Genomic DNA, 21,666 nt, shown 5'->3' with positions numbered 1-21,666 from the left:
CCATGAAAGAGCCCGCTCCGTCATTGCATGCCATCCTGCTTCGCCTGCGCGAAGCGCAGGCCCGCGACCCGATGCCGCCGTGGAACGTACGCGCCACGCGGCTGCGCACACTGGAACGGATGCTCAACGAGCAGCGGGACGCCTTCGCCGCGGCCATCGACGCCGACTTCGGCCATCGGCCGAAAGAGGAAACGGAACTGCTGGAGCTGTACCCCAGTCTTTCCAACCTCCGGCACTCGCTCAAGCGCGGTCGTGGCTGGATGCGGCCGCGCGGCAGGCTCGCCAACCTGGTGTTCCTGCCGGCCCGCACTACGCTGCTGCCGCAGCCACGCGGCGTGGTGGGCATCATCGTGCCGTGGAATTACCCAATCTTCCTCTCGGTGGGCCCGTTGATCGACGCGCTCACCGCCGGCAACCGCGTCATGCTCAAGATGAGCGAGTACACGCCGCGCTTCTCTGCGCTGTTCGCCGAACAGGTCGCCCGCTATTTTTCCTCGGATGAAGTGGTGGTGGTCACGGGCGACGCGGACGTTGCGCAGGCGTTCTCGGCGCTGCCGTTCGACCACCTGCTGTTCACCGGCTCCACCGCCGTGGGCTACCACGTGATGCGCGCGGCGGCGGCGAACCTCACGCCGGTGACGCTGGAACTGGGTGGCAAATCGCCCGCCATCATCGGCCCCGGTGCCCGCTTCGAGCATGCCGTGGAACGCATCGTGTTCGGCAAGCTGGTCAACGCCGGCCAGACCTGCATCGCACCGGACTATGTGCTGGTGCCACGCGCACGCATGGACGAGTTCGTCGCGACCGCACGCGACATGGCGGCCAGGCTGTATCCCAACCTGCGCGCACAGCAGCAGTACGCCTCGATCGTCTCGGACCGCCACTACGATCGCCTGCTCAAGCTTCGCGACGATGCCGTGGCAGCCGGCGCACGTCCCGAACCGATGAGCGATGCGCAGGATCTACCCGCCAAGCGCCTGCTCGCACCGGTGATGCTCACCCAGGTCGGCGACACGATGCAGGTGATGCAGGAAGAGATCTTCGGCCCACTGCTGCCGGTGATGCCTTATGACTCGCTGGACGGCGCCATCGAGTACATCGCTACGCATCCGCAACCGCTGGCGCTGTACCTGTTCGAGGAAAGCCGCGCGACCATCGACCACGTGCTCGCCCGCACGCACGCGGGCGGCGTCACAGTGAACGACACGCTGTATCACATCGCCCAGCACAACCTGCCGTTCGGCGGCGTGGGCCCCTCGGGCATCGGCGGCTATCACGGCGAGGCGGGCTTCCAGACGTTCTCGCACATGAAGCCGGTGTTCCGCCAGGCGCGACTCAATGGCACCGGCATGCTCAATCCACCCTACGGCAAGCGCTTCTGGAAGATGTTGAAGTTGTTGATGCGGTTGGGCTGAGAGCCCTGCCCTTGTAGGAGCGAACCTTGTGCGCGACGGCAGCGTCGCGTCGTTACCACACCGTGGATCTGTCGCGCACAGGGTGCGCTCCCACAGAGAAGCTTCGCCACGATCAGATCTCATAAAAAAGCCTCCCCGCTTGCGCGGGGAGGCCTGTTCGGATCTCTCCCGCTGCGCTCTGCCGCAGCGGAAGATCACTAGCTACACGACTTACCAGACCATGCCGGCACCAACCGCCATGCCTGCGTCACCCTTGGTATTGACGCTACCGCTGACCTTCAAGATATAGCGGCCACTCTCCGTGATCGTCGACATGCCCACGGCCATACTGCTCTGGCCGCGATACGTACCGAAGGCAACGCCTCCAGAACTCTGGTTCGGCTGGTAGGCCTGCGGAAGAGTCGCCATAGCCATGGCAGAAGCGGTGCCAGCCGATGCCTGCCTGCTCTCGTTCTTGATCTGCTGGTCGGTGTAGCTCTTCGCCCAGTTCCCGACCTGATTGACGCTGCTATTGAGCTGCCCCACATTCACGGCATCGGTGGTTGCCGTGCCTGCACCCACGTTGTGGATGACGGTCGGATCGCCACCTTGGTTCATGGTGAGGCTCGACCCATTGACGCTGCCATCGGCATTGAGGTCATAGCGGACCGTACCCGCCTGGGAAGCGCGCAGTTGGCCCAGGTTGACCGCGTCGGTGGCTTCCGTACCGGCAGCAACGTTGGTGATCTGACGTTCGCCACCGGCGGAACCCACCGATACCGAGTTCGCACGGGAAGCCACCGAACTTGCGCCAATGGCCACGCTGTTGTCACCCGTAGCTTGGGCGTTGTTACCCAAGGCCGTGCTGCTGTTGCCCGAGGCAACCGCACCATTACCGCCTGCCGTGGCCTGCGTGCCGGACGCCACCGGCTTGGTCACGCCGCTTTCCTGGCTGACCTGGAACACACCGTCCTGGCCATTGACGACCTTGTTCACCGTGTTGGTCACGTTGGTGATATCACCGGTGTAGGTGTTGACCGTGTTTTCGATATTGGTGACGCGATTGTCCAGCTGGCCCACCGCCTGGTTGGTGGCATACAACTGGCTGCCGTTCACCACGTCGGTGCTGGTGGCGCTCAGATCGCCTGCCGATGCGCCGGTGATCTTGCGCGTACCTGCCGTGCCGCTCACGTCAACCACTGTGCCATCAGCATCCTTCGCCACGGTAATGTTGCGCGTGGTCGCGTCCTGCTGCACCAGGCCCACCGTACCGTTGTTGATTTGGTTGGTGATATTGGTGATGGAGTTGGTGTTGTTGGTGACCGCCGTATCCAGCGAGCCCAGAGCCGAACCCACATTGTTATAGGTAGCGCCCTGGACGGTATAGCTCGGCCCATTCATCACGCCGGTCGCGCTGTTATAGGCCGCGCCGCCACCAAGGTAGGCCGCCATGGACGTCATGGCCTGATCGGACTTCGCTTCCACGCGGGTGATGTTCGCGGCGTTGGTCGACACGTTGGCATTGGTCGCGTTCAACTGCGACATGTTCACCGCATCGGTATCGTTCACGCCCGCCGTCACGTTCTTCAGCGTGCGGGTCGACCCGGCCTTGTCGGCAAAATCCACCGCCGCACCGTCCGTGCCCTTGCCCACCGTCAGGTCAGCACCGGCCGCGGACTGCTGCACCAGGCCCACCGTACCGCTGTTGATCTGGTTGGTGATGTCGGTGATCGAGTTGGTGTTGTTGGTGACCGACGTATTCAGGCTACCCAGCGCGTCGTCGACCTTGCTGAAACCATCCGTCACGGTCGTGGCAGCACCTGTGGTGCCGTTGATCGCGTTGGCGTGGGTCAGACCGAAGCTGGTACCCGACAGCGAGCCAGTGGTCGGATCGAACGTCGTGCTGCCGCCCAGCGCCGCCGCCGCCGCGGTGCCAAGGTTGCCAACATGGGTGCTGTTGGCGGTAATGTTGGTCGTGTTGGCTGTCACGTTGGCGTTGGTCGCGTTCAGCTGCGACATGTTCACCGCATCGGTATCGTTCACACCTGCCGTCACGTTCTTCAGCGTGCGGGTGTTGCCGCCCTTGTCGGCAAAGTCCACCGCCGCACCGTCCGTGCCCTTGCCCACCGTCAGGTCGGCACCGGCCTTGGACTGCTGCACCAGACCCACCGTGCCGCTGTTGATCTGGTTGGTGATGTCGGTGATGGAGCTGGTGTTGTTGGTCACCGCCGTGTCCAGCGAGCCAAGGGCGTCGCCCACGTTGTTGTAGTTGCCACCCTGCACCGCGTAGCTCGGCGCGCCGATCGTGCCGGTCGTGCTGTCATAGGTTGCACCGCCACCCAGGTGAGCCGCCACGTCGGCGACCGACTGGTCAGCCTTGCCCTCCACGCGAACGATGTCGCTGGTGTTCTGCGCGATGTTCGTCGCGTTGGTCGACACGTTGGCGTTGGTCACGTTCAGCTGCGACATGTTCACTGCATCGGTGTCGGCCACGCCCGCCTTCACGCTCTTCAGCGTGCGAGCGTTGCCGTCCTTGTCGGCAAAGTCCACCGCCACGCCGTCCGTGTCCTTGCCCACCGTCAGGTCGGCACCGGCCTTGGACTGCTGCACCAGGCCCACCGTACCGCTGTTGATCTGGTTGGTGATGTCGGTGATCGACTGCGTGTTGCCCGCGATCGCCGTGGTGTTGTTGGTCACTGCCGTGTCCAGCGAGCCCAGGGCGTCGCCCACGTTGTTGTAGTTGCCACCCTGCACCGCGTAGCTCGGCGCGCTGATCGCGCCGGTCGTGCTGTCATAGACCGCACCGCCACCCAGGTGAGCCGCCACGTCGGCGCCCGACTGATCGGCCTTGCCTTCCACGCGAACGATGTCGCTCGTGTTCTGCGCGATGTTTGTCGCGTTGGTCGACACGTTGGCATTGGTCGCGTTGAGCTGCGACATGTTCACCGCGTCGGTATCGTTCACACCTGCCGTCACGTTCTTCAGCGTGCGGGTGTTGCCGTCCTTGTCGGCAAAGTCCACCGCCGCACCGTCCGTGTCCTTGCCCACCGTCAGGTCGGCACCGGCTGCAGACTGCTGCACCAGACCCACCGTGCCGCTGTTGATCTGGTTGGTGATGTCGGTGATGGAGCTGGTGTTGCTGGTCACTGCCGTGTCCAGCGAGCCCAGGGCGTCGCCCACGTTGTTGTAGTTGCCACCCTGCACCGCGTAGCTCGGCGCGCTGATCGTGCCGGTCGTGCTGTCATAGGCCGCGCCGCCACCCAGGTGAGCCGCCACGTCAGCGCCCGACTGGTCGGCCTTGCCTTCCACGCGAGCGATGTCCGCCGCGTTAACCGCGACATTGGCGTTGGTCGCCTTCAGCTGCGACATGTTCACCGCGTCGGTATTGGCCACGCCAGCCGCCACATTGGTGACCTTGTTGTTGCCCATATTCACGGACTGACCCGCGCCCACGGTCAGGCCGCCATTGGCGGTTACCGCGCCGGCAAAGGTCGGGTTACTGACCACATCCACCTTTACCTGGTTGGTGGCGGCATTGAAGCTGGCCGTAGTGTTGCTACCGTTGACGAAGTTCACCGCACCGCCCGGGGCAATCTGCGTAGCCGTGCCACCGTTGGCCTGCACGTTCCAGCCCTTGTTGGCCACGGCGTTGACGTTGCCGAGGGCGCTGTCGACACGACCAAGCGCACTGCCCACATCACTAACCGCACCGCTGGCGCCCGTGATCGCGTTGGCGTTGTTGAGCGTGTAGCTCGGGCCAGTCACCTGACCAGTAGTGCCATTGAACGATGCACCGCCACCCAGCGAACTCACCACCGGCATGAGCTGCGAGACGTTTACCGCATCGGTCGCCGCCACACCCGCGGCCATGTTGACAATCTGACGCTGTGCCGTGGCAGAACCCACCGAAACCGTGTTGGCACGCGTAGTGGCCGAATTAGAACCAAGCACCACCGAGTTGGATGCGGTACTGGTGATGTTGTTGCCAAGTGCAAAGACATCAGTCAGGCCTGAAGCAATGGAACCATCACTGCCGATGACCGTGCTGCTGTTGCCGTTGACAGTGTTGGTATTACCGAACGCAAAGCTGCTGTTACCGGGGATGGTGTTGTTGTCGCCCACGGCATAGCTGTTGTTGCCGGCGATGATGTTCGGGTCACCGAACGCACCCGAACCGTTGCCCGATACCTTGTTACCCGTACCCACGCTGAGCGAGGACGTGCCGGTGGCCGTTGCACCATTGCCGATGGCAATGCCGTTAGCGCCAGAGACGGTTGCCGTCGTACCGATGGCGACGCCATTGGTGCCGGTCGCCGACGTGGAAGCCTGCAGGCCCATGGCAACGCTGCTGGCGGCAGCGCTGGAAGCGCTGGTGCCAATGCTCACCGCGTCGCTACCGGCCGCATTGGCCGCCGACGCGATATAGGTACCATCGGCAGCCGTATCGCCCGCAGAAGACAGCTGGTTCGAAGTACCGATGGCGATGGCGCGCAGGCCACCCGCCGTCGCTGACTGACCGATGCCGATGGCGCCTGTGCCGGTTGCCGTGGAAACAAAGCCGCTGGCGATACTGTAATTGCCACTGGCCAACGCCTCACGGCCGGTTGCAACGGCACCAAGGCCATTGGCCGTCGCATTGCCACCCACGGCCACGGAGAAGTTGTGCAAGGCCTGGGAGTTGGCGCCAATCGCCACTGCCGTTTCACCCACCACCGCCGCGTTGTCACCCACGGCGACGCCGCCGCCACGACCATTACCGTTGTAGCCGTCGAGCTTGAAGATCGCGTCGTCGGTCTTGTTGGTTTTGCCCGACGCATAAGCACCGATCAAGGTGTACCCACCCAGGGCTCCCTTGCCATCCCACACCTTCGGATTGGCATAGGCCGAGCTGCGATACAGGTACTGGTAGTAGTCGGCAGTGTTGGAATCGACAGAAGTGCTGGTACCAAGCGTGGTGACCTGAGCCGCCGCCGCGAAACTGCTGCTGGAGAACCCCATACCCAGCATCAAGGCCGACAGCGACGCCAGGCCAGAAGCCACAACCTTCGCCTTGCCTGCCTTGCCCTTCTTGCGCGAGTTAGCCAATTCCGAGGCAACTACCCAGGTGCCAGTGGACTGATTCCAAACGATGCGATAGACCTTGTTCATAACGCGAGCCTCAATGAGCGATGCATAGGGAGGGAGAAATGCATGCCGATCGAGGACATCACGGCCCCTGGATAGGGCCTTTACTCACAGACGACATCGTGATGTCGCGGTGGGTGCATTGCTTGGCAACGAACTCTGCAAATCGACATTGCCAGCTTTGCGATGAAGCGATCGGCTGCTACTCGTCGTAGCGGTGTGCGATACAGATGTTAGAAATCGCCCGATACGCAACATATGAGAGAGCTCTCAATGGGTGGCTTTCCGGAAAAGTCTCAAGACGATCATGCCGCGTGCAACGAGATGACTCAGATCTGTGCAGAGGCCATAGAGATCGGATATCGCTCATTGGGACGACGGTATTCTCGCGTTACGGCGCCTGATCGATTGACAGCAATCTCGAACGTTGAAAAGCCGCGCGACCATCGCCCATGTGCTCGCCCGCACACGGGCCTGCGGCGTCACCGTGAACGACACGCTGCATCACATCGCCCGACTCAACTTGCCGTTCGGTGGCGTGGGCCCCTCGGGCATCGGCGGCTATCACGGCGAGGCGGGCTTCCAGACGTTCTCGCACATGAAGCCGGTGTTCCGTCAGGCGCGACTCAATGGCGCCGGCATGCTGAACCCGCCCTACGGGAAGCGCTTCTGGAAGATGCTGAAGTTGTTGATGCGGTTGGGCTGAGATCAGCCCTGCCCTCCACTGTAGGAGCGCACTTGTGCGCGACCACGGCGCCGTGTCGTTAGGGCAGCATCGGGCTGTCGCGCACAAGTGCGCTCCTACAGAAGAACACTGCTCACGCTTCCCTCACCATTTCCCATAAAAAAAACCTCCCGCCTTGCGCGGGGAGGTTTTTTTGCTTCGGTTCGTTACGCGGTGTACCGCGGTCAGAACTTGTACTGGGCCGACAGGCTGAGCAGGTTGCCGTAGTCGTCCGAGGTGCCGGTGAGCACGTCGCCGGTGGAGCTGACGGCATTCATGCGCGCCTTGTTCACGAAGATGTGCGCATACGAGGCATTGAGCACGAACTTCTCGGTGACCTTGTAGCCAGCACCGAAGGAAACCAGCTGGCGGGTACCATCGGGCACGCGCGGGTCGCGCGTGGCCGTGGAGGTCGGCGTGGTGTCGAGGGCGATACCGGCGCGCAGGGTCAGCTTGTCGTTGGCGTAGTACTCGCCGCCCACCGAGATGTACCAGCTGTTCTTCCAGTCGAAGACTTCAGTGGTCGTCGGCTGGGCCGGGTTGGCGTAGTACACGGTGAGGTTCTTGAACGAATCCCACTTGGTCCAGGCCACGTCGGCGCCCAGGCCGAACTTCTCTTCCTGGTGCCAGTAGCTGGCGGTGGCAACCGCCGGCGTGGTGAACGGCGCGGTGCCGTCGGTGTGGGTGAACGGCACGCCGCCCGCACCGGCCAGCAGGGCCGCCACGGTCGGGTTGCTCAGCAGCGCCTGCACGTTGGCCGGCACGGTGAAGTTGGCCGTGCCTTCGATGCGGTGCGAGATCTTCGAGCGGTAGTCGAGCGCGAACTTGTCGTTCGCGGTGGCGCGCCACAGCATGCCGACCTGCCAGCCGTAGGCCCAGTCGTCACCCTTGATGCGGGCCACGCCGTCCGAACCCGGCGGCACCACCACATTGACCTGCTGGCCAAGCTGCTGGCCCACGGCCGGCGGGATGGCACCGGCGGCCACCGCCTGGTTCACCAGGCCCAGGCCGACCATGTTGTAGTTGATGGCGGAGGTCAGCTCGGCAGAGGTCTTCTGCGCGATGCCGCTCACGCCGATCGCGAAGTTGTCGTTGACGTCATAGGACACCGACAGGGTGCCGTCGAGCGAGGTGAACTTGGACTTGAGGGCGTTGTAACGGCCGACCCAGTTGTTGTTGTACTCGGTCTGGAAGCCGAACGGCACGGTGAAGGCGCCGCCGACGTGCCACTTGTCACCCAGCTGGGTGGCGAAGAACAGCGCCGGGACCGGCATGGTGGTGCCGGCGTCGCCGCCGCCATTGCCGCTGATCGGACGACCCAGCGCATCGTGGGCCGAGCCGCTGAAGGTGGTGCCGAAGTTGATGGCGGTAACGTCCGCCTGGAAATAGGTGCCCTTGAGGTCGCTCATCGCGGCCGGGTTGTTGGCCACGACGGACACGTCGCCACCTGCCGTGGTGGAACCGGCGTAGGCGCGACCCATGGCGGCGGCGCTGTCTTCATGCAGCTGGAAGGCGCTGGCATGGGCGCGCTGCGGTGCAGCAAGCGACCCGATGATGGCCAGGCTCAGCGCAGCGAGCGTGAGCGGACGGCCCGCACGGGACAGTTGACGGAATGACATCTGCATCAGCAATGCTCCTGCTTATCGTTGGTCTGGCTTCGGGTAATAGCGGGGGCTTGACGTCATCGCCCTTTTTTCATACGCGCGTTTGACACCCCTCGCCGGCACTGTGCCGGCTCACCGCAGGCCTTGCAAGTGCGGTTGCAGCAAAGTTCCCTGTGAATTGCCGACTCATGTCCACCGTTCGTCGGCGATTAACGAAGTTGCCGTGCGTCCCCATCTCGCAAACGCAAACGTATGGTGGAAACAAGATGCAACAGTGATAAAGGGGGACGTGGCCGGACGGGACTGGTAACCTTACAGACCGCGCCCGCGGGTGCGCCCTTCCTCATCACTACAGAAGGTGCCGCCATGCACTGTTTCGTCTATGCCAGCCAGCGCAAGCCCGATACGTACCTGTGGCTCGGCCGTCGCGACGACTTCGAACGCATCCCGGAGTCGCTCGCCCTCCTGCTCGGTGACCTGCGCTTCGTGCTCGAGGTCGAACTGACCGGCGAGCGCAAGCTGCCCCACGAAGATGCCGCGCAGGTGCTCCAGCACATCGAGGAACATGGCTGGCACCTGCAGTTGCCGCCGAACGAGACGCTGGCCACGGCCAACCACCCTGCCTACAAAAGCGCGCCGCACGATTCGCAACGCGATCACTGAGGCTATCGCCTCGCGCCCGCCCCTGGACGCCTGTTAACACGGGATTACCGTCTGGCGTTGCCACGATTCCTATACTCCGCGCCCATGGCCTACTCAAAAACGCGTCGCCCGCCCCCGTTTCTGCAAGCCCTCGCCTGGTTCATTCCCGGTCTGGTCGCTACCGCCATCGCCGCCTTCGGCGCCCATCCGCTGGCGCTCATCCCGCTGCTGGTCGGCAATGCGCTGACCATGGCGGCGGTGTGCCACGCGATCGGCTTCGACCCGGAGCCGCGCTTTGGCCGCACCGTGCTGCGTCGTGGCGCGGCCTACCTGGTGATGTTCACCGCCTATGTGGTGCTGGTGTTCCTGCTGATCGCGTGGCCCATGCTCAAGCTCAACCACTCGCCCAGCCTGGGCGAAGCGTTGATGCTGGCGGGCGCGCTGGTGGTCGCGCTGGGTGCGCTGTGGCGTGTGTGGCCGGCATTCGGTCTGGTCTATGTATGGGATGACGCCTACCCCGCGCAAAGCGATGGCTCGTGGATCTTCACCGCCACCGCACGCAGCCTGGCGTTTGGGCGCCACCTGTCGCGCGAAGAACGCTTCTTCACCCACTTTTTGCCGGCCGCGCTGTCGCTGCTGGCGCTGGCTTTCATCGCCATTGCACTGACCGGCCTCTACGGCGTGCTGCCTTCGGAGCTTCGCACTGCCGCGCTGGTGCTCTATGGCGTGGTGCTGATGCCGTTGGGCTGCCTGATCATCGCCAACCGCACCCTGCGTGCATTGCTGTGCGAAGGGCGCCGTCCGCTGCGCCAGCCCGCCACCGGCGTGGTGGAAGCCCCGGCTCCTGCACCGGTGCCCAGGCCCGCACCGCAGCTGAGCGAGCAGGAGCGCACCGCCGGCACGCCGGAACAGGCACAGGCGCTGCTGGCCGCTACGCGCGACAGCGACATCGAGCGCGCACTCGCGCTGGTGGAAGCCGGCGCCGATCCGAACACCGCCCCGCCGCAGGGCGACCGTGACCAGCGCCCGGTGCTGATGCTCGCAGCCCTGCTGCCCGATACCCGGCTGCTGCGTGCGCTGATCGTCAAGGGCGCGGACGTGAATCGCGCCACGGGCGGCTTTACGCCGCTGCTGGCCGCTACCCGCGACAGCTGGCACGGTCGCGCCGACGCCGTGATGACCTTGCTGGCCAACGGCGCCAGCGCGCTCGCCAGCGATGCGGAGGGCAACACGCCGCTGCATGGCGCGGTGCTCAGTGGCGAACCGATCGTCGCGGCGATGCTGCTCGACGCCGGTGCGGCCATCAACGCACTCAACCGGGCCGGGCTGAGCCCGCTCGCCGTCGCCTGCCGCGCCGCCAACTGGCCGGTAGCGAAGTTCCTGCTCGAACGCAGCGCCAAGCCGACGCCCGCCGATGGCGAACCCGCCCTGGTCGCCGCCGCCGGCGTACCGGACGACGACGTCGAAGGCGTGAAGCTGCTGCTCAAGCATCGCGCCGCCGTAAACGCCGTGGACGCGCGCCATCGCAGCGCGCTGATGGCCGCCGCGTCCGAAGGACACGAGCAGATCGCCCGCGCGTTGCGCGCAGCCGGCGCCGACGTGAACCTCGCGGACCGCCATGGCAGCACGGCACTGATGGAAGCCGCGCGCGCCGGTGCGGTGGGCATCGTGAAGTTGCTGGCCGAAGCGCAGCCGGACGCCCGCGCGCGGGACAGCCACGGGCGCGATGCGCTCACCCTCGCCTGCCAGTCGCCGAAGGCCCATGCCGAAGTCGTGCGCGCCCTGCTCACCCTGGGCGCCGAACCCAAAACCCCCGGCACCAATGGCCGCAGCGCGCTCGACTACGCGGCCTCCGCCGGCCGCTGGGACTTGGTCGCCCTGCTCGATCCGGAAACCCCGCTGCCCGCCAGCCTCAGCATGGATGCGCTGCCCGAAGGCGCGGACACGCCCGCCCACCTGCTCGACGGGCTGCGCTTCGGCCACTGGGCCGTGGTGTCCACCTTTACGCAGCGCGTGCGCGAGTGGCCGCAATCGCAGCTGGCACAGCTCTATCTGGACCTGGCCGGCCCCGGCCTGAGCGCCGCACGCCGCTGGCTGCTCGATCACGCACTGGACCCGGAAGCCCGCCTGCAGCCGCAACTGGTCGATGACGCGGAGACGCTGGAAGGCGTGGAACCCTCGCTGCCGCCGCTGGGCCGTCGCCTGTTCGATGCCCTGCTGCAACAACTGCCCGCCGCCACCGAGGCCGTCGAAGATCTGCTGCATGCCGGCGCCACCCCGGCCGGCGCGGGCCTGCTGGCGCAGGCGCTGCTGCGGCTGGAAGACAGTGCACAGGGTGCGGCGCTGCCGCTGGTGATGCTGGAGCGCGGCGCGGATCCGTTCGGCGCCGACACACGCGAGCGCACGCCGGTGCACCTGGCCGCCACCTACGGCCACGCGTCGCTGCTGCAGGCGCTGCTGGCGCGCGGCTGCGATCCGAACACGCGCGACGTCAGCGGCCGCACGCCCCTGTTCGCGGCACTGGAACACGGCGAACGCGCGTTGCCCCTGGTGCGTTCGCTGGTGGCGCATGGCGCCGATCCGGAAGCCATCGATGCCAACGGCGAGACGCCGCTCGGCCTTTCGCTGGAGCACGAGGCCATCGAGCGCTGGATGAACTGGGGCGACTGGGCGCGGCCCACACGCCCGCTGCGCGCCGACGACCTGCCCGCGGCCGCCAAGGCCGGCGCGCTCGCGGCGGTAGAACGCATGCTGGAGCTGGGCTTCGCCGTCGACGCGCAGGATCGCCAGGGCGCCACCGCCCTGCTGCATGCCTGTGGCGCGGGACAACGCGAGGTCGCCGCGCTGCTGTTGGACAAGGGCGCCGATGCCGCACTGGCGGCCACCAACGGCATGACCCCGCTGGCCGCTGCGGTAAGCGCGCGCCGCGACGCGCTGGTCGCGCTGCTGCTGCAGAACGGCGCCGCCGTCGACCAGCGCCTGCCGGGCGAGGCAACGGCCTTGATGATCGCCGGAGCGATGGGTTATCCCGAAATCGCCGAGCAGTTGCTCGATGGCGGTGCCGATGTGAATGCCGTGGACGCGCGCGGCCACGGCGCGCTGCATGCCGCCGCACAATACGGCTTCGCTCACAACGACAGCCTGCGCGCGCGACGCCTGTTCGATGCCCTGCTGAAGCGCAGTGCGGACGTCAGCCTCGCCGACAAGGAAGGCAAGACGCCGCTACTGCTGTTGCTCGGCGCTCACCTGCGCCCGGGAAGCGAATGCGACCCCACCCACATCGGCGCCCTGGTGCCGGTGTTGCTGGACGCCGGCGCCGTGCTTGAACACGCCGACCAGCGCGGCGTCACCGCGCTGCACGCGTGCGCGATGCATGCACTCCTCGCGCCCGCACGCGTGCTGCTGGCGCGCGGCGCCGATCGCCAGGCCGAAGATGCCTTCGGGCGCACCGCCGCGGACGTGGCGCGCGCGATCGGCTACATCGACATCGCTCACGAACTGGCCGCGCGCAGCACGGGAAGCATCCCCAGCGTACGGCAGATGTTGCGGCAACCGGCCCAACCGGCGGATTAAAGCGCCTCCTGCACGAGGCGGCGCGCGGCCCGCAGCGGACGTGGCGGCAACTGGCGCCACGCCTGCACCACGTCATCGAGGCCGATGTGATCCACGCGTGGCACGTCCGGCAGGCCGCCGATGGCGTGCACGGCGCTGCCACTCGCGCTGCGTGGCTTCCACGTCGACGGCCAGCGGTTGCCGAACAACACCACCAGTGGGCAACCCACGGCCGCCGCCAGATGCGCCGGCCCCGTGTCGACGGACACCATGCTGTGCGCGACATGCAGCAGCGCGCGCAGGTGACCCAGCGGCAAGCCACCGTGTGGAACGATGACGTGTTCGTGTCGCGCGGCCTCGCCGATGGTGGCCAGGTAAGCCGCCTCGGCGGCCGAGCCGCACAACACCACGCGCGCATCGGGCATCTCGGTGATGATGGCCTTGCACAGCGCGGCCCAACGCTCCACCGGCCACGACTTGTCGTCGTCTTCGCGCTTGCGTATACCGTTCCAGCGCATGGTGCGCTTGTTCGCCGGCTGCAGCAGCACCAGCGGGTATCCCTGCAGGCTCCGTCGCGCCAGCCATTGCTGTGCGTCCCCCAGTTCCACCGGCGTGGGTTCCAGCTGGGGGGCGCGCGGCAGGTCGTCACCACAGCGCCATGCATCGCGGAATGCGGCCGGCGTCTCATCGGCAAAGCGCATCAGCCAGTCCACCCAGTGCTCGTCCTGGTGCAGCGGCGTGTCTTCGATGAAGACGCAGTGCCTGGCCGGAATGCCGGCAAGCGCCAGCATGGGCCGCACCTTGGTGCGCGTGCGCACATCCGGCTCGCAGATATAGAACGGCGATTCGCGCAATTCGCGCAACGAGAAGGCCGTGCGCAGGCGCTGCGGATTGAACCAGAGCGCGCCGTACTGGCTGTCGAAATGGCGTACTTCCGCCACGTCTTCACTGCCTTCGTACAACACCCGCGAGCATTCACCCAGCGAGACGAGCCGGCAGGCGCCGCCGTAGCGGTGCCTTAGCTTGCGCAACAGAGGTTGCAACAAGATGGTGTCACCCAGTCGCCCGAAGCGGATGACAACCGGATGGTGCTGCTCGCGCTGGCTCATGCAAGATCAGACCGACATCGGGCAAGCCCGATCCGTCAGGTGGTCCGCCCCCCGGCGGCACGACCCTCAGGCGGCGCCATCTTTCCTGATTCACGGCGAAATGAGTTACGAATTCACCGCAAGTTGCCACGCATGCGCGTCCGGCACGCTGCGCAGGAAATCGTGTGTGTATGTGCGCATGCGCTGCGGTGGCGATCAGCGCGTCACGTCTTCGTCGTTGGGCTTGGCGTCCGTGGGCTCTTCGCGTTCGCGCTTTGCCTCGGGCGAAGCGTCAGCCTGGTACAACTGATCCAGGTCGGCCAGTGCTTCGCGCGTGGTCTGCACAATGCGCGCGTCATCGTCATAGACCAGGTACTGGCGCTTGAGCAGTTCGGCGTCCTGACGGCGGAAGCGCTCGACCTGGTCGGCGGCCTTTTCCGCCGAGATGCCCAGAGCTTCCAGCGTCTGCCGCGTCATCTTGAGGCTGGAATACAACGTTTCGCGCACCGGCATTTCCACGCCCAGGTCCATCAGGCGCCACACGTGCTGGCGGTTGCGTGCACGCGCGATGATCCTGAGGTCGGGATACAGGCGACGTACCACGCGCGCGGTGCGCAGGCTCGCTTCCGGATCATCCACCGCCAGCACGAACACCTCGGCACGGTCGGCCTGCGCGGCGCGCAGCAGTTCCGGCCGCGCCGGATCGCCGTAGAAGAGCTCGCTCCATTTGCCGAAGCGCTGGACGAGATCGATCTGCTCCACCGAATGGTCGAGCGCCACGAACGGAATGCCCTGTGCCCGCAGCATACGCGCCACGATCTGGCCCATGCGTCCGTAGCCGGCGATGATCACGCGCGGCGAGTCCGTCACGATGGTGTCGAACTCGCGCTTCTCCTTCTTGGTCTCGGATTTCTGCAGCACGCGGCCCAGGCCCGCCACCATCAGCGGGGTGAGTGCCATCGACAAGGTGATGGCCAGTACGTGCAGGCCATGCTGCCGGTCGCTGATCAGGTTCTGGTCGCCGGCGAGCTTGAGCACCACGAAGGCGAATTCGCCACCGCAGGCAAGCAGCACGGCAAGACGCAAGGCATCGCGTCCGTTGAGGCCGCCCACGATGCGCCCCAGCGGCCACAGCAGCGCGCCCTTGGCCAGCAACAGGGCCAGCACCAGCAAGAGCACTTTCCCGGGCTCGTGGACCAGCAGCATGATGTCCATCGACATGCCGACGCTGATGAAGAACAGGCCGAGCAGCAGGCCCTTGAACGGCTCGAGGTGCGATTCCAGTTCGTGCCGGTATTCCGAATCCGCCAGCAGCACGCCGGCAAGGAAGGCGCCCAGCGTGGCGGACACGCCGACCACTTCCATCAGCCACGCGGTGCCCAGCACCACCAGCAGTGCGGTCGCCGTGGACACTTCCACGTTGTCCGCCTTGGCCACGAAACGGAACACCGGACGCAACAGGTAGCGGCCGCCGACCATCACCGCCACGATGGCGGCCACGGTGCGCAGCACCGCGTAAGGGTCGAAGCCATGCGTGGTCGACGCACTCGCCAGCAAGGGCACGGCGGCGATCAGGGGAATGGCGGCAAGATCCTGGAACAGCAGAATGGCGAACGCCTGCCGGCCATACGCCGTGCCGGCTTCCTTACGCTCGGCAAGGATCTGCAGGCCAAACGCCGTCGACGACAAGGCCAGGCTGCCGCCGACGATCGCCGCCGCGTTCACCGTGAAGCCGAACAGGAAGTAGGCCGCCGCGCCGATCACCAGGCTGGTCGCCATCACCTGCAACAGGCCCGTGCCAAACACCTGTCGCCGCATCACCCACAGGCGTTGCGGCGACAGCTCAAGGCCGATCACGAACAGCATCAGCACCACGCCGAATTCGGAAATGGTCGCCACGCCCGAGGTATCGGAGACCAGGCCCAGTTCCTGCGGACCGATCACCACGCCCGCCACCAGGTAGCCCAATACCGAGCCCAACCGGAAACGCTTGGTCAGCGGTACCGCGATGACCGTCGCCACCAGGAAAACCAGCGCCGTCTCCAGGAAATGGTGGCTATCCACTCGCACACTCCATTCGGGGGATCCGCATTATTCCACGCCGCCGCGCCATAAGCCGATCACTATCGGGTGAGTCGGTGATCTTCGTCGCGAATCACGCAGCCGACGGCAGCCCTCGCCACTGCTGGGTCAGGATGGTGGCGAGCCGCTCCACGGCCGGCGAGGGTTCGGCATCCGCGCGATGCAGGCACAAACCCAGTTCGCCCAGGGCGGGCAGCGTCGTCTCGTGTGGCAACAGCGCGCGCACGCTGGCCGGCAGACCATGAGGCGTGCGCAACGACACGCCAAGGCCGGCCGCCACGGCGGCCCATGTTCCCGCCAGGCTGGCGCTGGTAAAGGCAATGCGCCAGGGGATGTTCGCGCGGTCCAGCGCCGCGGTGGCCGCGGCGCGCATGATGCACGGCGCCTCCAGCATGACCAGCGGCAGCGGCTCGCCGTCGTCGCGCGGCCACGCGGGCGTGGCACCGGCGCCGCCGATCCAGCGCAACGGCACGGTGCCCACGCGCTCGGCATGCGCGGTAGCCCCGCCGGCCTCCCAGGCCAGTGCCAGGTCGAGGCGGCCCGAAGCAATGCGGTCGAGCAATTCCACGTTGCGGGCGATGCGCACTTCCACCTTCACGCGCGGATGCGCACGGGCGAAACGCCCCAGCACGTCGGTAAGCAGACTTTCGCCGAAATCTTCCTGCAGGCCCAGTCGCACCCAACCTTCCAGCTCGGCACCGTGCAGCGCGGCCGCTGCCTCGTCGTTGAGCTCCAGCAGCCGGCGGGCGTAGGCGAGCATGGTTTCACCTGCTTCGGTCAGCACCATGCCGCGTCCGGATTTGCGCAACACCGGCACGCCCGCCTGTTCTTCCAGCTTCTTGAGCTGCGCGCTCACGGCCGAGGTCGAGCGGCTCAGGCGCTCCGCGGCCCTGGCGAAGCTGCCCAGCTCCACGCCGGCAACAAAGGTGCGCAGCACATCGAGGTCAAAGGTGATCCGCCGCATGGCAACCATCCTGTTTTAATGGACTGTTTGTCCATTATTTTCCAATTTTCAGGATGATACTGTCCGCCGTAGCCTAGTCCCCGTCAAGCACCGAGGAGATGCACGCATGATCGCCATGCAATACGGCTTCACCCTGCCTGCGGACTACGACATGGCGATCATCCGCCAGCGCATCGCCGAGAAGGGCCCCATGCTCGACCACTTCGACGGACTGCTGCTGAAGAGCTACCTGCACGCGGAACGTGGCACGGCATCGGCCGAAAACCTCTATGCACCGTTCTATGTATGGCGCGACAGCGCCGCGATGCAGCGTTTTCTTGGCAGCGAGGGCTTCGCCCGCCTCGTCGAGGCGTTCGGCTGGCCCTCCATCCGGATATGGCCGGTGTGGGATGCGTATCTCTCGCCGCAAGCCCGTCACGCCCGCTTTGCCACACGCGAGATCCAGCCCATCCCGCCCTACGCTCCACTCGATGCGCTACGCCAGGAGCAGCACGCCCAATTGCAACGCGATGTCGAGCGCGGCGCGCTCGCCGCCATCAGCGCCTTTGAGCCAACCACCTGGACGCGCGTGAACTTCCGCCTGTGGAACGAAATACCCGCCACCCCACTGCCCGGCCAGCACTATGCGGTCGGCCACGTTTCCCAACCCTGATCCCCGCTGGAGAACCCCATGCCTCTCGTACGCATCTCGCTCCGCCGCGGCAAGAGCCCGCACCACCTGGCCGCGATCCGCAACAGCATCTATCGCGCCATGACCGAGTCGTTCAACGTCCCGCAGAACGACCGTTTCATCGTGATGCACCAGCATGACGCCGATGAATTCGACTACGACCCCCACTACCTCGACATCACACGCAGCGACGACCTGGTGATCATCCAGATCGCCTGCAACAACACGCGCACCGTGGAGCAGAAGCAGGCCTTCTACAAACGCACCGCCGAGCTGCTGAGCGAGGAGCCGGGGTTGCGCCCGCAGGATGTCTTCATCAACCTGCTGGAGACGGGCAAGGAAAACTGGTCATTCGGCAACGGCATCGCGCAGTACGTGTGATGCCGTTTTCCATGCGGAACCTCACCATGTGGGAGCGCACCCTGTGCGCGACCGCAGACTCGCACGTCACTTCACCGCTTGGTTGACGCCTGGCCGTCCATCGCCACGCAGGAACCGATGAACGAGGCGGCACCCCGCGTGACAGTCGCGCACAGGGTGCGCTCCCACCAAGCCCTCAGCGCTTCTTCACCAGCAGGCGTTGCGGGCCAACGCCCTCGTCACCCAGCCTGTCCTGCGGATTGCGCAGGCGACACCGGTCAATCGACAGGCAGCCGCAGCCTATGCAGTCATCCAGCGTATCGCGCAGCTTCTTCAGCTGCGCCATGCGCTCGTCCAGTTCCTCCCGCCACGCGGCGGACAACCTGGCCCAATCCTCCCGGCTCGGCGCTGCCGTCGCCGGCAAGGTCTGCAGCACGGCGGCAATATCCGCCAGCGAAATGCCCACGCGCTGTGCCACCCGGATGAAGGACACGCGTCGCAGCACCGCCCGTGCGTAACGACGCTGGTTGCCCGCCGTCCGTTCGCTGCGGATCAAGCCCTTCGCCTCGTAGAAATGCAGCGTGGACACCGCCACGCCACTGCGCCGCGCCACCTCGCCCACGCCAAGAGTCATCGGCAACCCATGCCCCGGTAACTTGCCCATGCGACGCCCCTTGACCTCAACTTTGGTTGAGGTCTTAGAGTGCCACGCACTTCAACGTGAGTGCATACCCATGAGCCAAGCCATCGCCTTCGACCGCCGGCCGGTCTACCGCATCGACCGTTTCAACGTTCCCGCCACCGGATGGAACGCCTTCCTGGAACGGCTGCACCTGACGCAGCGCGCACTGGACCAGTTGCCGGGCTGTTGTCAGAACCTGGTGCTCACACAGCCTGACCTCGGCGGCGAGTTCAACGTGATGACGGTGGTGGAATGGATCGACGAGTCGCATATGTCCGCGGCGAAGGCGGTGATGCAGGCGCGCTATGCCAAGGAGCGCTTTGACCCGGCGGCGTTCATGCAGGGGTTGGGGGTGCGGGCGGAGTTGGGGGTTTATCGGAGTGAGTGAGGCGACGTTGTGGTTTGTCGTGGCGACGCGGTGGAACGGCCGACGGTCGAAGGCGATGGCATGGGCGCGGGGTGGTGGGCACCTCGTGTTTTGAGGCGTTCGTTATGCCATGCATGTCCGATAGCGTTGGGTTGGGCCGTTTTTTGGGGGCGTGGAACGCTGCTGGGGCTTTTGCAATCCGACCACTCCGTTTCATAAGAGCCGTCATCCCGGCGCAGGCCGGGATCCAGTGACTTTGCGGTTGGTTGTCGCCTCAGACGATCCCGCGATCGGGCCGCTTACGCAGCGGGCGTTTCGACCTTCTGCCGAAGGCCGAGTCACTTTTCTTTTGCTGGCCCAAAAGAAAAGTAACCCAAAGAAAATGGCCTTGAGAGCCAGAGCTGGCAGCATTTCGTTGGGATAAGCCCTAACGGGTGAGGAACGTTGTGACTCGACTACCTCCGCCTCTACACAGCGGGTACTTCCAAGCGCTTCGCAACGCGCCAGGGCGATGAGGACTTAAAGCAGCGCTTCGCTTCGGTGCCGATGAGACCCACACGGTCGCGCGCTTTTCTGTGGGAGCGCACCCTGTGCGCGACAAGCCAACGGAGCGGTAATCACGAGACGCCGCTGTCGCGCACAGGGTGCGCTCCCACAAAGAACCCGCCACCTTGGGATGTTCCGCTAACGGCTCGGGTTCTTGCTTTGGCTTTTGGCTTTTGGCTTTTGGCTTTTGGCTTTTGGCTTCTGGCTTTTGGCTTTTGGCTTTTGACCTACCGGGTCCCCGTATGACGCGGCGGGCGGGTGGAGATCAGGCCCCGCAGGGGTGCCAGGGAGGGATCCCTGGCACTTTTCGTCGGGGCAGGATGCCCCGTCGAAAAGCCCGGAACCCGCCTGCGTACCTTCCGGGCTAAGCCCGGAAGGCGCGTCATCCGGGGGCCCTTTCTTTGGGTTACTTTTCTTTGGGCAAGCAAAGAAAAGTGACCCGCCCTCCGGCAGGAGGGCGGAAGCCCGCCGCAGGCGAGCCAGGTCGCGGTATCGCTAAAGCCGCAGGCCTAGAGCAAAGTCACTGGATCCCTGCCCTTGCCCCCTTTTCGGGGTTCGCAGGGATGACGGCTAAAGAACGAAGCGGTGAGGTGAACACCCACCCCTCACCCCAACCCCCTCCTCACTCCTCAAAGCCACCACCATCCATGGCCACTCCTGCGCCGCGGAAGGATGGAGGAGACAAAAGCGCAGCATCACTCCCCGCGCAACCACCGCGCGGCATCCACAGCGAAATAAGTCAGGATCGCATCCGCCCCCGCTCGCTTGAACGCCGTCAACGACTCCAGCACCACCGCCTTCTCATCCAGCCACCCGTTCTGCGCAGCCGCCTTCAGCATCGCGTACTCGCCGCTCACCTGATAAACGAAGGTCGGCATGCCAAACGCATCCTTCACCCGGCGCAGCACGTCCAGATATGGCATGCCCGGCTTCACCATCACCGCATCCGCGCCTTCGTGGATGTCCAGCTCGATCTCGCGCAGCGCTTCGTCGCTGTTACCCACGTCCATCTGGTACGTGTGTTTGTTGCCCTTGCCCAGGTTGCCCGCCGAGCCCACCGCGTCGCGGAACGGGCCGTAGAACGCCGAGGCGTACTTCGCCGAGTACGCCAGGATGCGCGTATGGATGTAACCGGCCGCTTCCAGTGCATCGCGGATCGCGCCGATGCGCCCATCCATCATGTCCGACGGCGCCACGAAATCCATGCCCGCCTCGGCCTGCGCCAGCGACATCTTGATCAGCGCCTCGATAGTCGGCTCGTTCATCACGTAGCCGTGCTCGTCGATCAGGCCATCCTGTCCGTGCGTGGTGTAGGGATCGAGCGCCACGTCGCCGATCAGCCCCAGGTCCGGATACGTCGCCTTGAGCGCACGCGTCGCGCGCTGCATCAGGCCATCGGGATTCCACGCCTCGCGCGCGTCTTCGCTCTTCACCGACGAACCCGGCGAGGGAAACAGCGCGAGCGCGGGGATGCCCAGGCGCTCGCATTCACCGGCCAGTTTCAGCAATTCATCGATGGACACCCGATCCACCCCCGGCATGGAGGGTACCGGCTCACGCTGTCCTTCGCCCTCGATGACAAAGGCCACCATGATCAGGTCGCTGGCCAGCAGCGTGTTCTCGCGCATCAGTGCGCGGGAGAAGGCATCACGACGCATGCGGCGCATGCGGACGGCGGGATAGCTCATGGATGAATGCTCAGGCAAGACATTGGCGCATTTTAGCGCCTCCTTGCAGCGGCGACGGAAGGCAGGTTGACGCGGACGGTGAGACACCCAAACCGCACCATGCATGAACGCACTGCACGGCAAACACCCCGCTGCAACATTCGACAGTGCAGTCTCGACCCGCCTGCCGCCCAAGGAGA

General features: G+C 65.5%; 14 protein-coding genes. 7 read left to right on the top strand and 7 right to left on the bottom strand.

Annotated features, from left to right (window positions below):
* Positions 1-2: 2 nt before the first annotated feature.
* Complete coding sequence (locus tag HY57_RS04880; RefSeq protein WP_038579393.1) at positions 3-1,415, top strand: coniferyl aldehyde dehydrogenase; 1,413 nt, start codon at positions 3-5, stop codon at positions 1,413-1,415.
* 210 nt (positions 1,416-1,625) lie between these two features.
* Here HY57_RS04880 and HY57_RS04875 read toward each other — a convergent pair whose 3' ends face one another.
* On the bottom strand, positions 1,626-6,542 hold the full coding sequence (locus tag HY57_RS04875) for an ESPR-type extended signal peptide-containing protein (RefSeq protein WP_038579390.1): 4,917 nt from the start codon (positions 6,540-6,542) through the stop codon (positions 1,626-1,628).
* Positions 6,543-6,945: 403 nt separating this feature from the next.
* On the opposite strand from HY57_RS04875, the gene HY57_RS04870 reads away from it, so the two are divergent.
* Positions 6,946-7,224: an aldehyde dehydrogenase family protein gene (locus tag HY57_RS04870; RefSeq protein WP_026033706.1), complete on the top strand. Its 279-nt coding sequence runs from the start codon at positions 6,946-6,948 to the stop codon at positions 7,222-7,224.
* 203 nt (positions 7,225-7,427) lie between these two features.
* Here the strand turns inward: HY57_RS04870 and HY57_RS04865 are convergent, their stop codons facing one another.
* On the bottom strand, positions 7,428-8,867 hold the full coding sequence (locus tag HY57_RS04865; RefSeq protein ID WP_019463971.1) for an OmpP1/FadL family transporter: 1,440 nt from the start codon (positions 8,865-8,867) through the stop codon (positions 7,428-7,430).
* Between the two features lie 345 nt (positions 8,868-9,212).
* Between HY57_RS04865 and HY57_RS04860 the strand changes: the two genes are divergently transcribed.
* The gene (locus HY57_RS04860; protein ID WP_019463970.1) at positions 9,213-9,509 is read left to right on the top strand and encodes a YcgL domain-containing protein; all 297 of its coding nucleotides are present in this window, start codon (positions 9,213-9,215) and stop codon (positions 9,507-9,509) included.
* Positions 9,510-9,593: 84 nt separating this feature from the next.
* Positions 9,594-13,061 (top strand): ankyrin repeat domain-containing protein, encoded by a 3,468-nt coding sequence (locus HY57_RS04855; RefSeq protein WP_019463969.1) that lies wholly within the window; start codon positions 9,594-9,596, stop codon positions 13,059-13,061.
* On the opposite strand, the gene HY57_RS04850 is transcribed toward HY57_RS04855, so the two are convergent.
* The 3 genes from HY57_RS04850 to HY57_RS04840 form a co-directional block, all read right to left on the bottom strand.
* Positions 13,058-14,149: a glycosyltransferase family 9 protein gene (locus HY57_RS04850; RefSeq protein ID WP_019463968.1), complete on the bottom strand. Its 1,092-nt coding sequence runs from the start codon at positions 14,147-14,149 to the stop codon at positions 13,058-13,060. The genes HY57_RS04855 and HY57_RS04850 overlap by 4 nt on opposite strands.
* Before the next feature lie 195 nt (positions 14,150-14,344).
* Entirely contained in the window at positions 14,345-16,192 is a 1,848-nt protein-coding gene (locus HY57_RS04845) for a monovalent cation:proton antiporter-2 (CPA2) family protein (protein WP_019463967.1), read from the bottom strand.
* Between the two features lie 91 nt (positions 16,193-16,283).
* Positions 16,284-17,174, bottom strand: a complete 891-nt coding sequence (locus HY57_RS04840; RefSeq protein ID WP_026033705.1) for a LysR substrate-binding domain-containing protein — start codon at positions 17,172-17,174, stop codon at positions 16,284-16,286.
* A gap of 106 nt (positions 17,175-17,280) precedes the next feature.
* Here HY57_RS04840 and HY57_RS04835 point away from each other — a divergent pair, with 106 nt between their 5' ends.
* Together HY57_RS04835 and HY57_RS04830 are read left to right on the top strand one after the other, a co-directional pair.
* Positions 17,281-17,826, top strand: a complete 546-nt coding sequence (locus HY57_RS04835; protein WP_019463965.1) for a DUF4865 family protein — start codon at positions 17,281-17,283, stop codon at positions 17,824-17,826.
* Between the two features lie 18 nt (positions 17,827-17,844).
* Complete coding sequence (locus tag HY57_RS04830) at positions 17,845-18,225, top strand: tautomerase family protein (RefSeq protein WP_019463964.1); 381 nt, start codon at positions 17,845-17,847, stop codon at positions 18,223-18,225.
* Between the two features lie 175 nt (positions 18,226-18,400).
* Here HY57_RS04830 and soxR read toward each other — a convergent pair whose 3' ends face one another.
* Entirely contained in the window at positions 18,401-18,868 is a 468-nt protein-coding gene (soxR, locus tag HY57_RS04825) for a redox-sensitive transcriptional activator SoxR (protein WP_026033704.1), read from the bottom strand.
* A 70-nt stretch (positions 18,869-18,938) separates the two neighbouring features.
* Here soxR and HY57_RS04820 point away from each other — a divergent pair, with 70 nt between their 5' ends.
* Positions 18,939-19,274 (top strand): hypothetical protein, encoded by a 336-nt coding sequence (locus HY57_RS04820; RefSeq protein WP_019463962.1) that lies wholly within the window; start codon positions 18,939-18,941, stop codon positions 19,272-19,274.
* A gap of 1,220 nt (positions 19,275-20,494) precedes the next feature.
* Here HY57_RS04820 and hemB read toward each other — a convergent pair.
* On the bottom strand, positions 20,495-21,487 hold the full coding sequence (gene hemB, locus HY57_RS04815) for a porphobilinogen synthase (protein ID WP_019463524.1): 993 nt from the start codon (positions 21,485-21,487) through the stop codon (positions 20,495-20,497).
* Between the last annotated feature and the right edge of the window lie 179 nt (positions 21,488-21,666).

Origin of the sequence: Dyella japonica A8, from assembly GCF_000725385.1 — a bacterium.
Taxonomy (GTDB): domain Bacteria; phylum Pseudomonadota; class Gammaproteobacteria; order Xanthomonadales; family Rhodanobacteraceae; genus Dyella; species Dyella japonica_C.
The sequence above is the reverse complement of the archived record's forward strand: the minus strand, read 5'-3'. Positions and strand labels throughout refer to the sequence as shown.

What these genes read in the sequence shown, in the direction of transcription:
- HY57_RS04875 (WP_038579390.1), bottom strand. Translation starts at nt 6,542, where the DNA reads ATGAACAAGGTCTATCGCATCGTTTGGAATCAGTCCACTGGCACCTGG.
- HY57_RS04855 (WP_019463969.1), top strand. Translation starts at nt 9,594, where the DNA reads ATGGCCTACTCAAAAACGCGTCGCCCGCCCCCGTTTCTGCAAGCCCTC.
- HY57_RS04840 (WP_026033705.1), bottom strand. Translation starts at nt 17,174, where the DNA reads ATGCGGCGGATCACCTTTGACCTCGATGTGCTGCGCACCTTTGTTGCC.
- HY57_RS04860 (WP_019463970.1), top strand. Translation starts at nt 9,213, where the DNA reads ATGCACTGTTTCGTCTATGCCAGCCAGCGCAAGCCCGATACGTACCTG.
- HY57_RS04820 (WP_019463962.1), top strand. Translation starts at nt 18,939, where the DNA reads ATGAGCCAAGCCATCGCCTTCGACCGCCGGCCGGTCTACCGCATCGAC.
- soxR (WP_026033704.1), bottom strand. Translation starts at nt 18,868, where the DNA reads ATGGGCAAGTTACCGGGGCATGGGTTGCCGATGACTCTTGGCGTGGGC.
- HY57_RS04835 (WP_019463965.1), top strand. Translation starts at nt 17,281, where the DNA reads ATGATCGCCATGCAATACGGCTTCACCCTGCCTGCGGACTACGACATG.
- HY57_RS04880 (WP_038579393.1), top strand. Translation starts at nt 3, where the DNA reads ATGAAAGAGCCCGCTCCGTCATTGCATGCCATCCTGCTTCGCCTGCGC.
- HY57_RS04830 (WP_019463964.1), top strand. Translation starts at nt 17,845, where the DNA reads ATGCCTCTCGTACGCATCTCGCTCCGCCGCGGCAAGAGCCCGCACCAC.
- HY57_RS04865 (WP_019463971.1), bottom strand. Translation starts at nt 8,867, where the DNA reads ATGCAGATGTCATTCCGTCAACTGTCCCGTGCGGGCCGTCCGCTCACG.
- HY57_RS04850 (WP_019463968.1), bottom strand. Translation starts at nt 14,149, where the DNA reads ATGAGCCAGCGCGAGCAGCACCATCCGGTTGTCATCCGCTTCGGGCGA.
- hemB (WP_019463524.1), bottom strand. Translation starts at nt 21,487, where the DNA reads ATGAGCTATCCCGCCGTCCGCATGCGCCGCATGCGTCGTGATGCCTTC.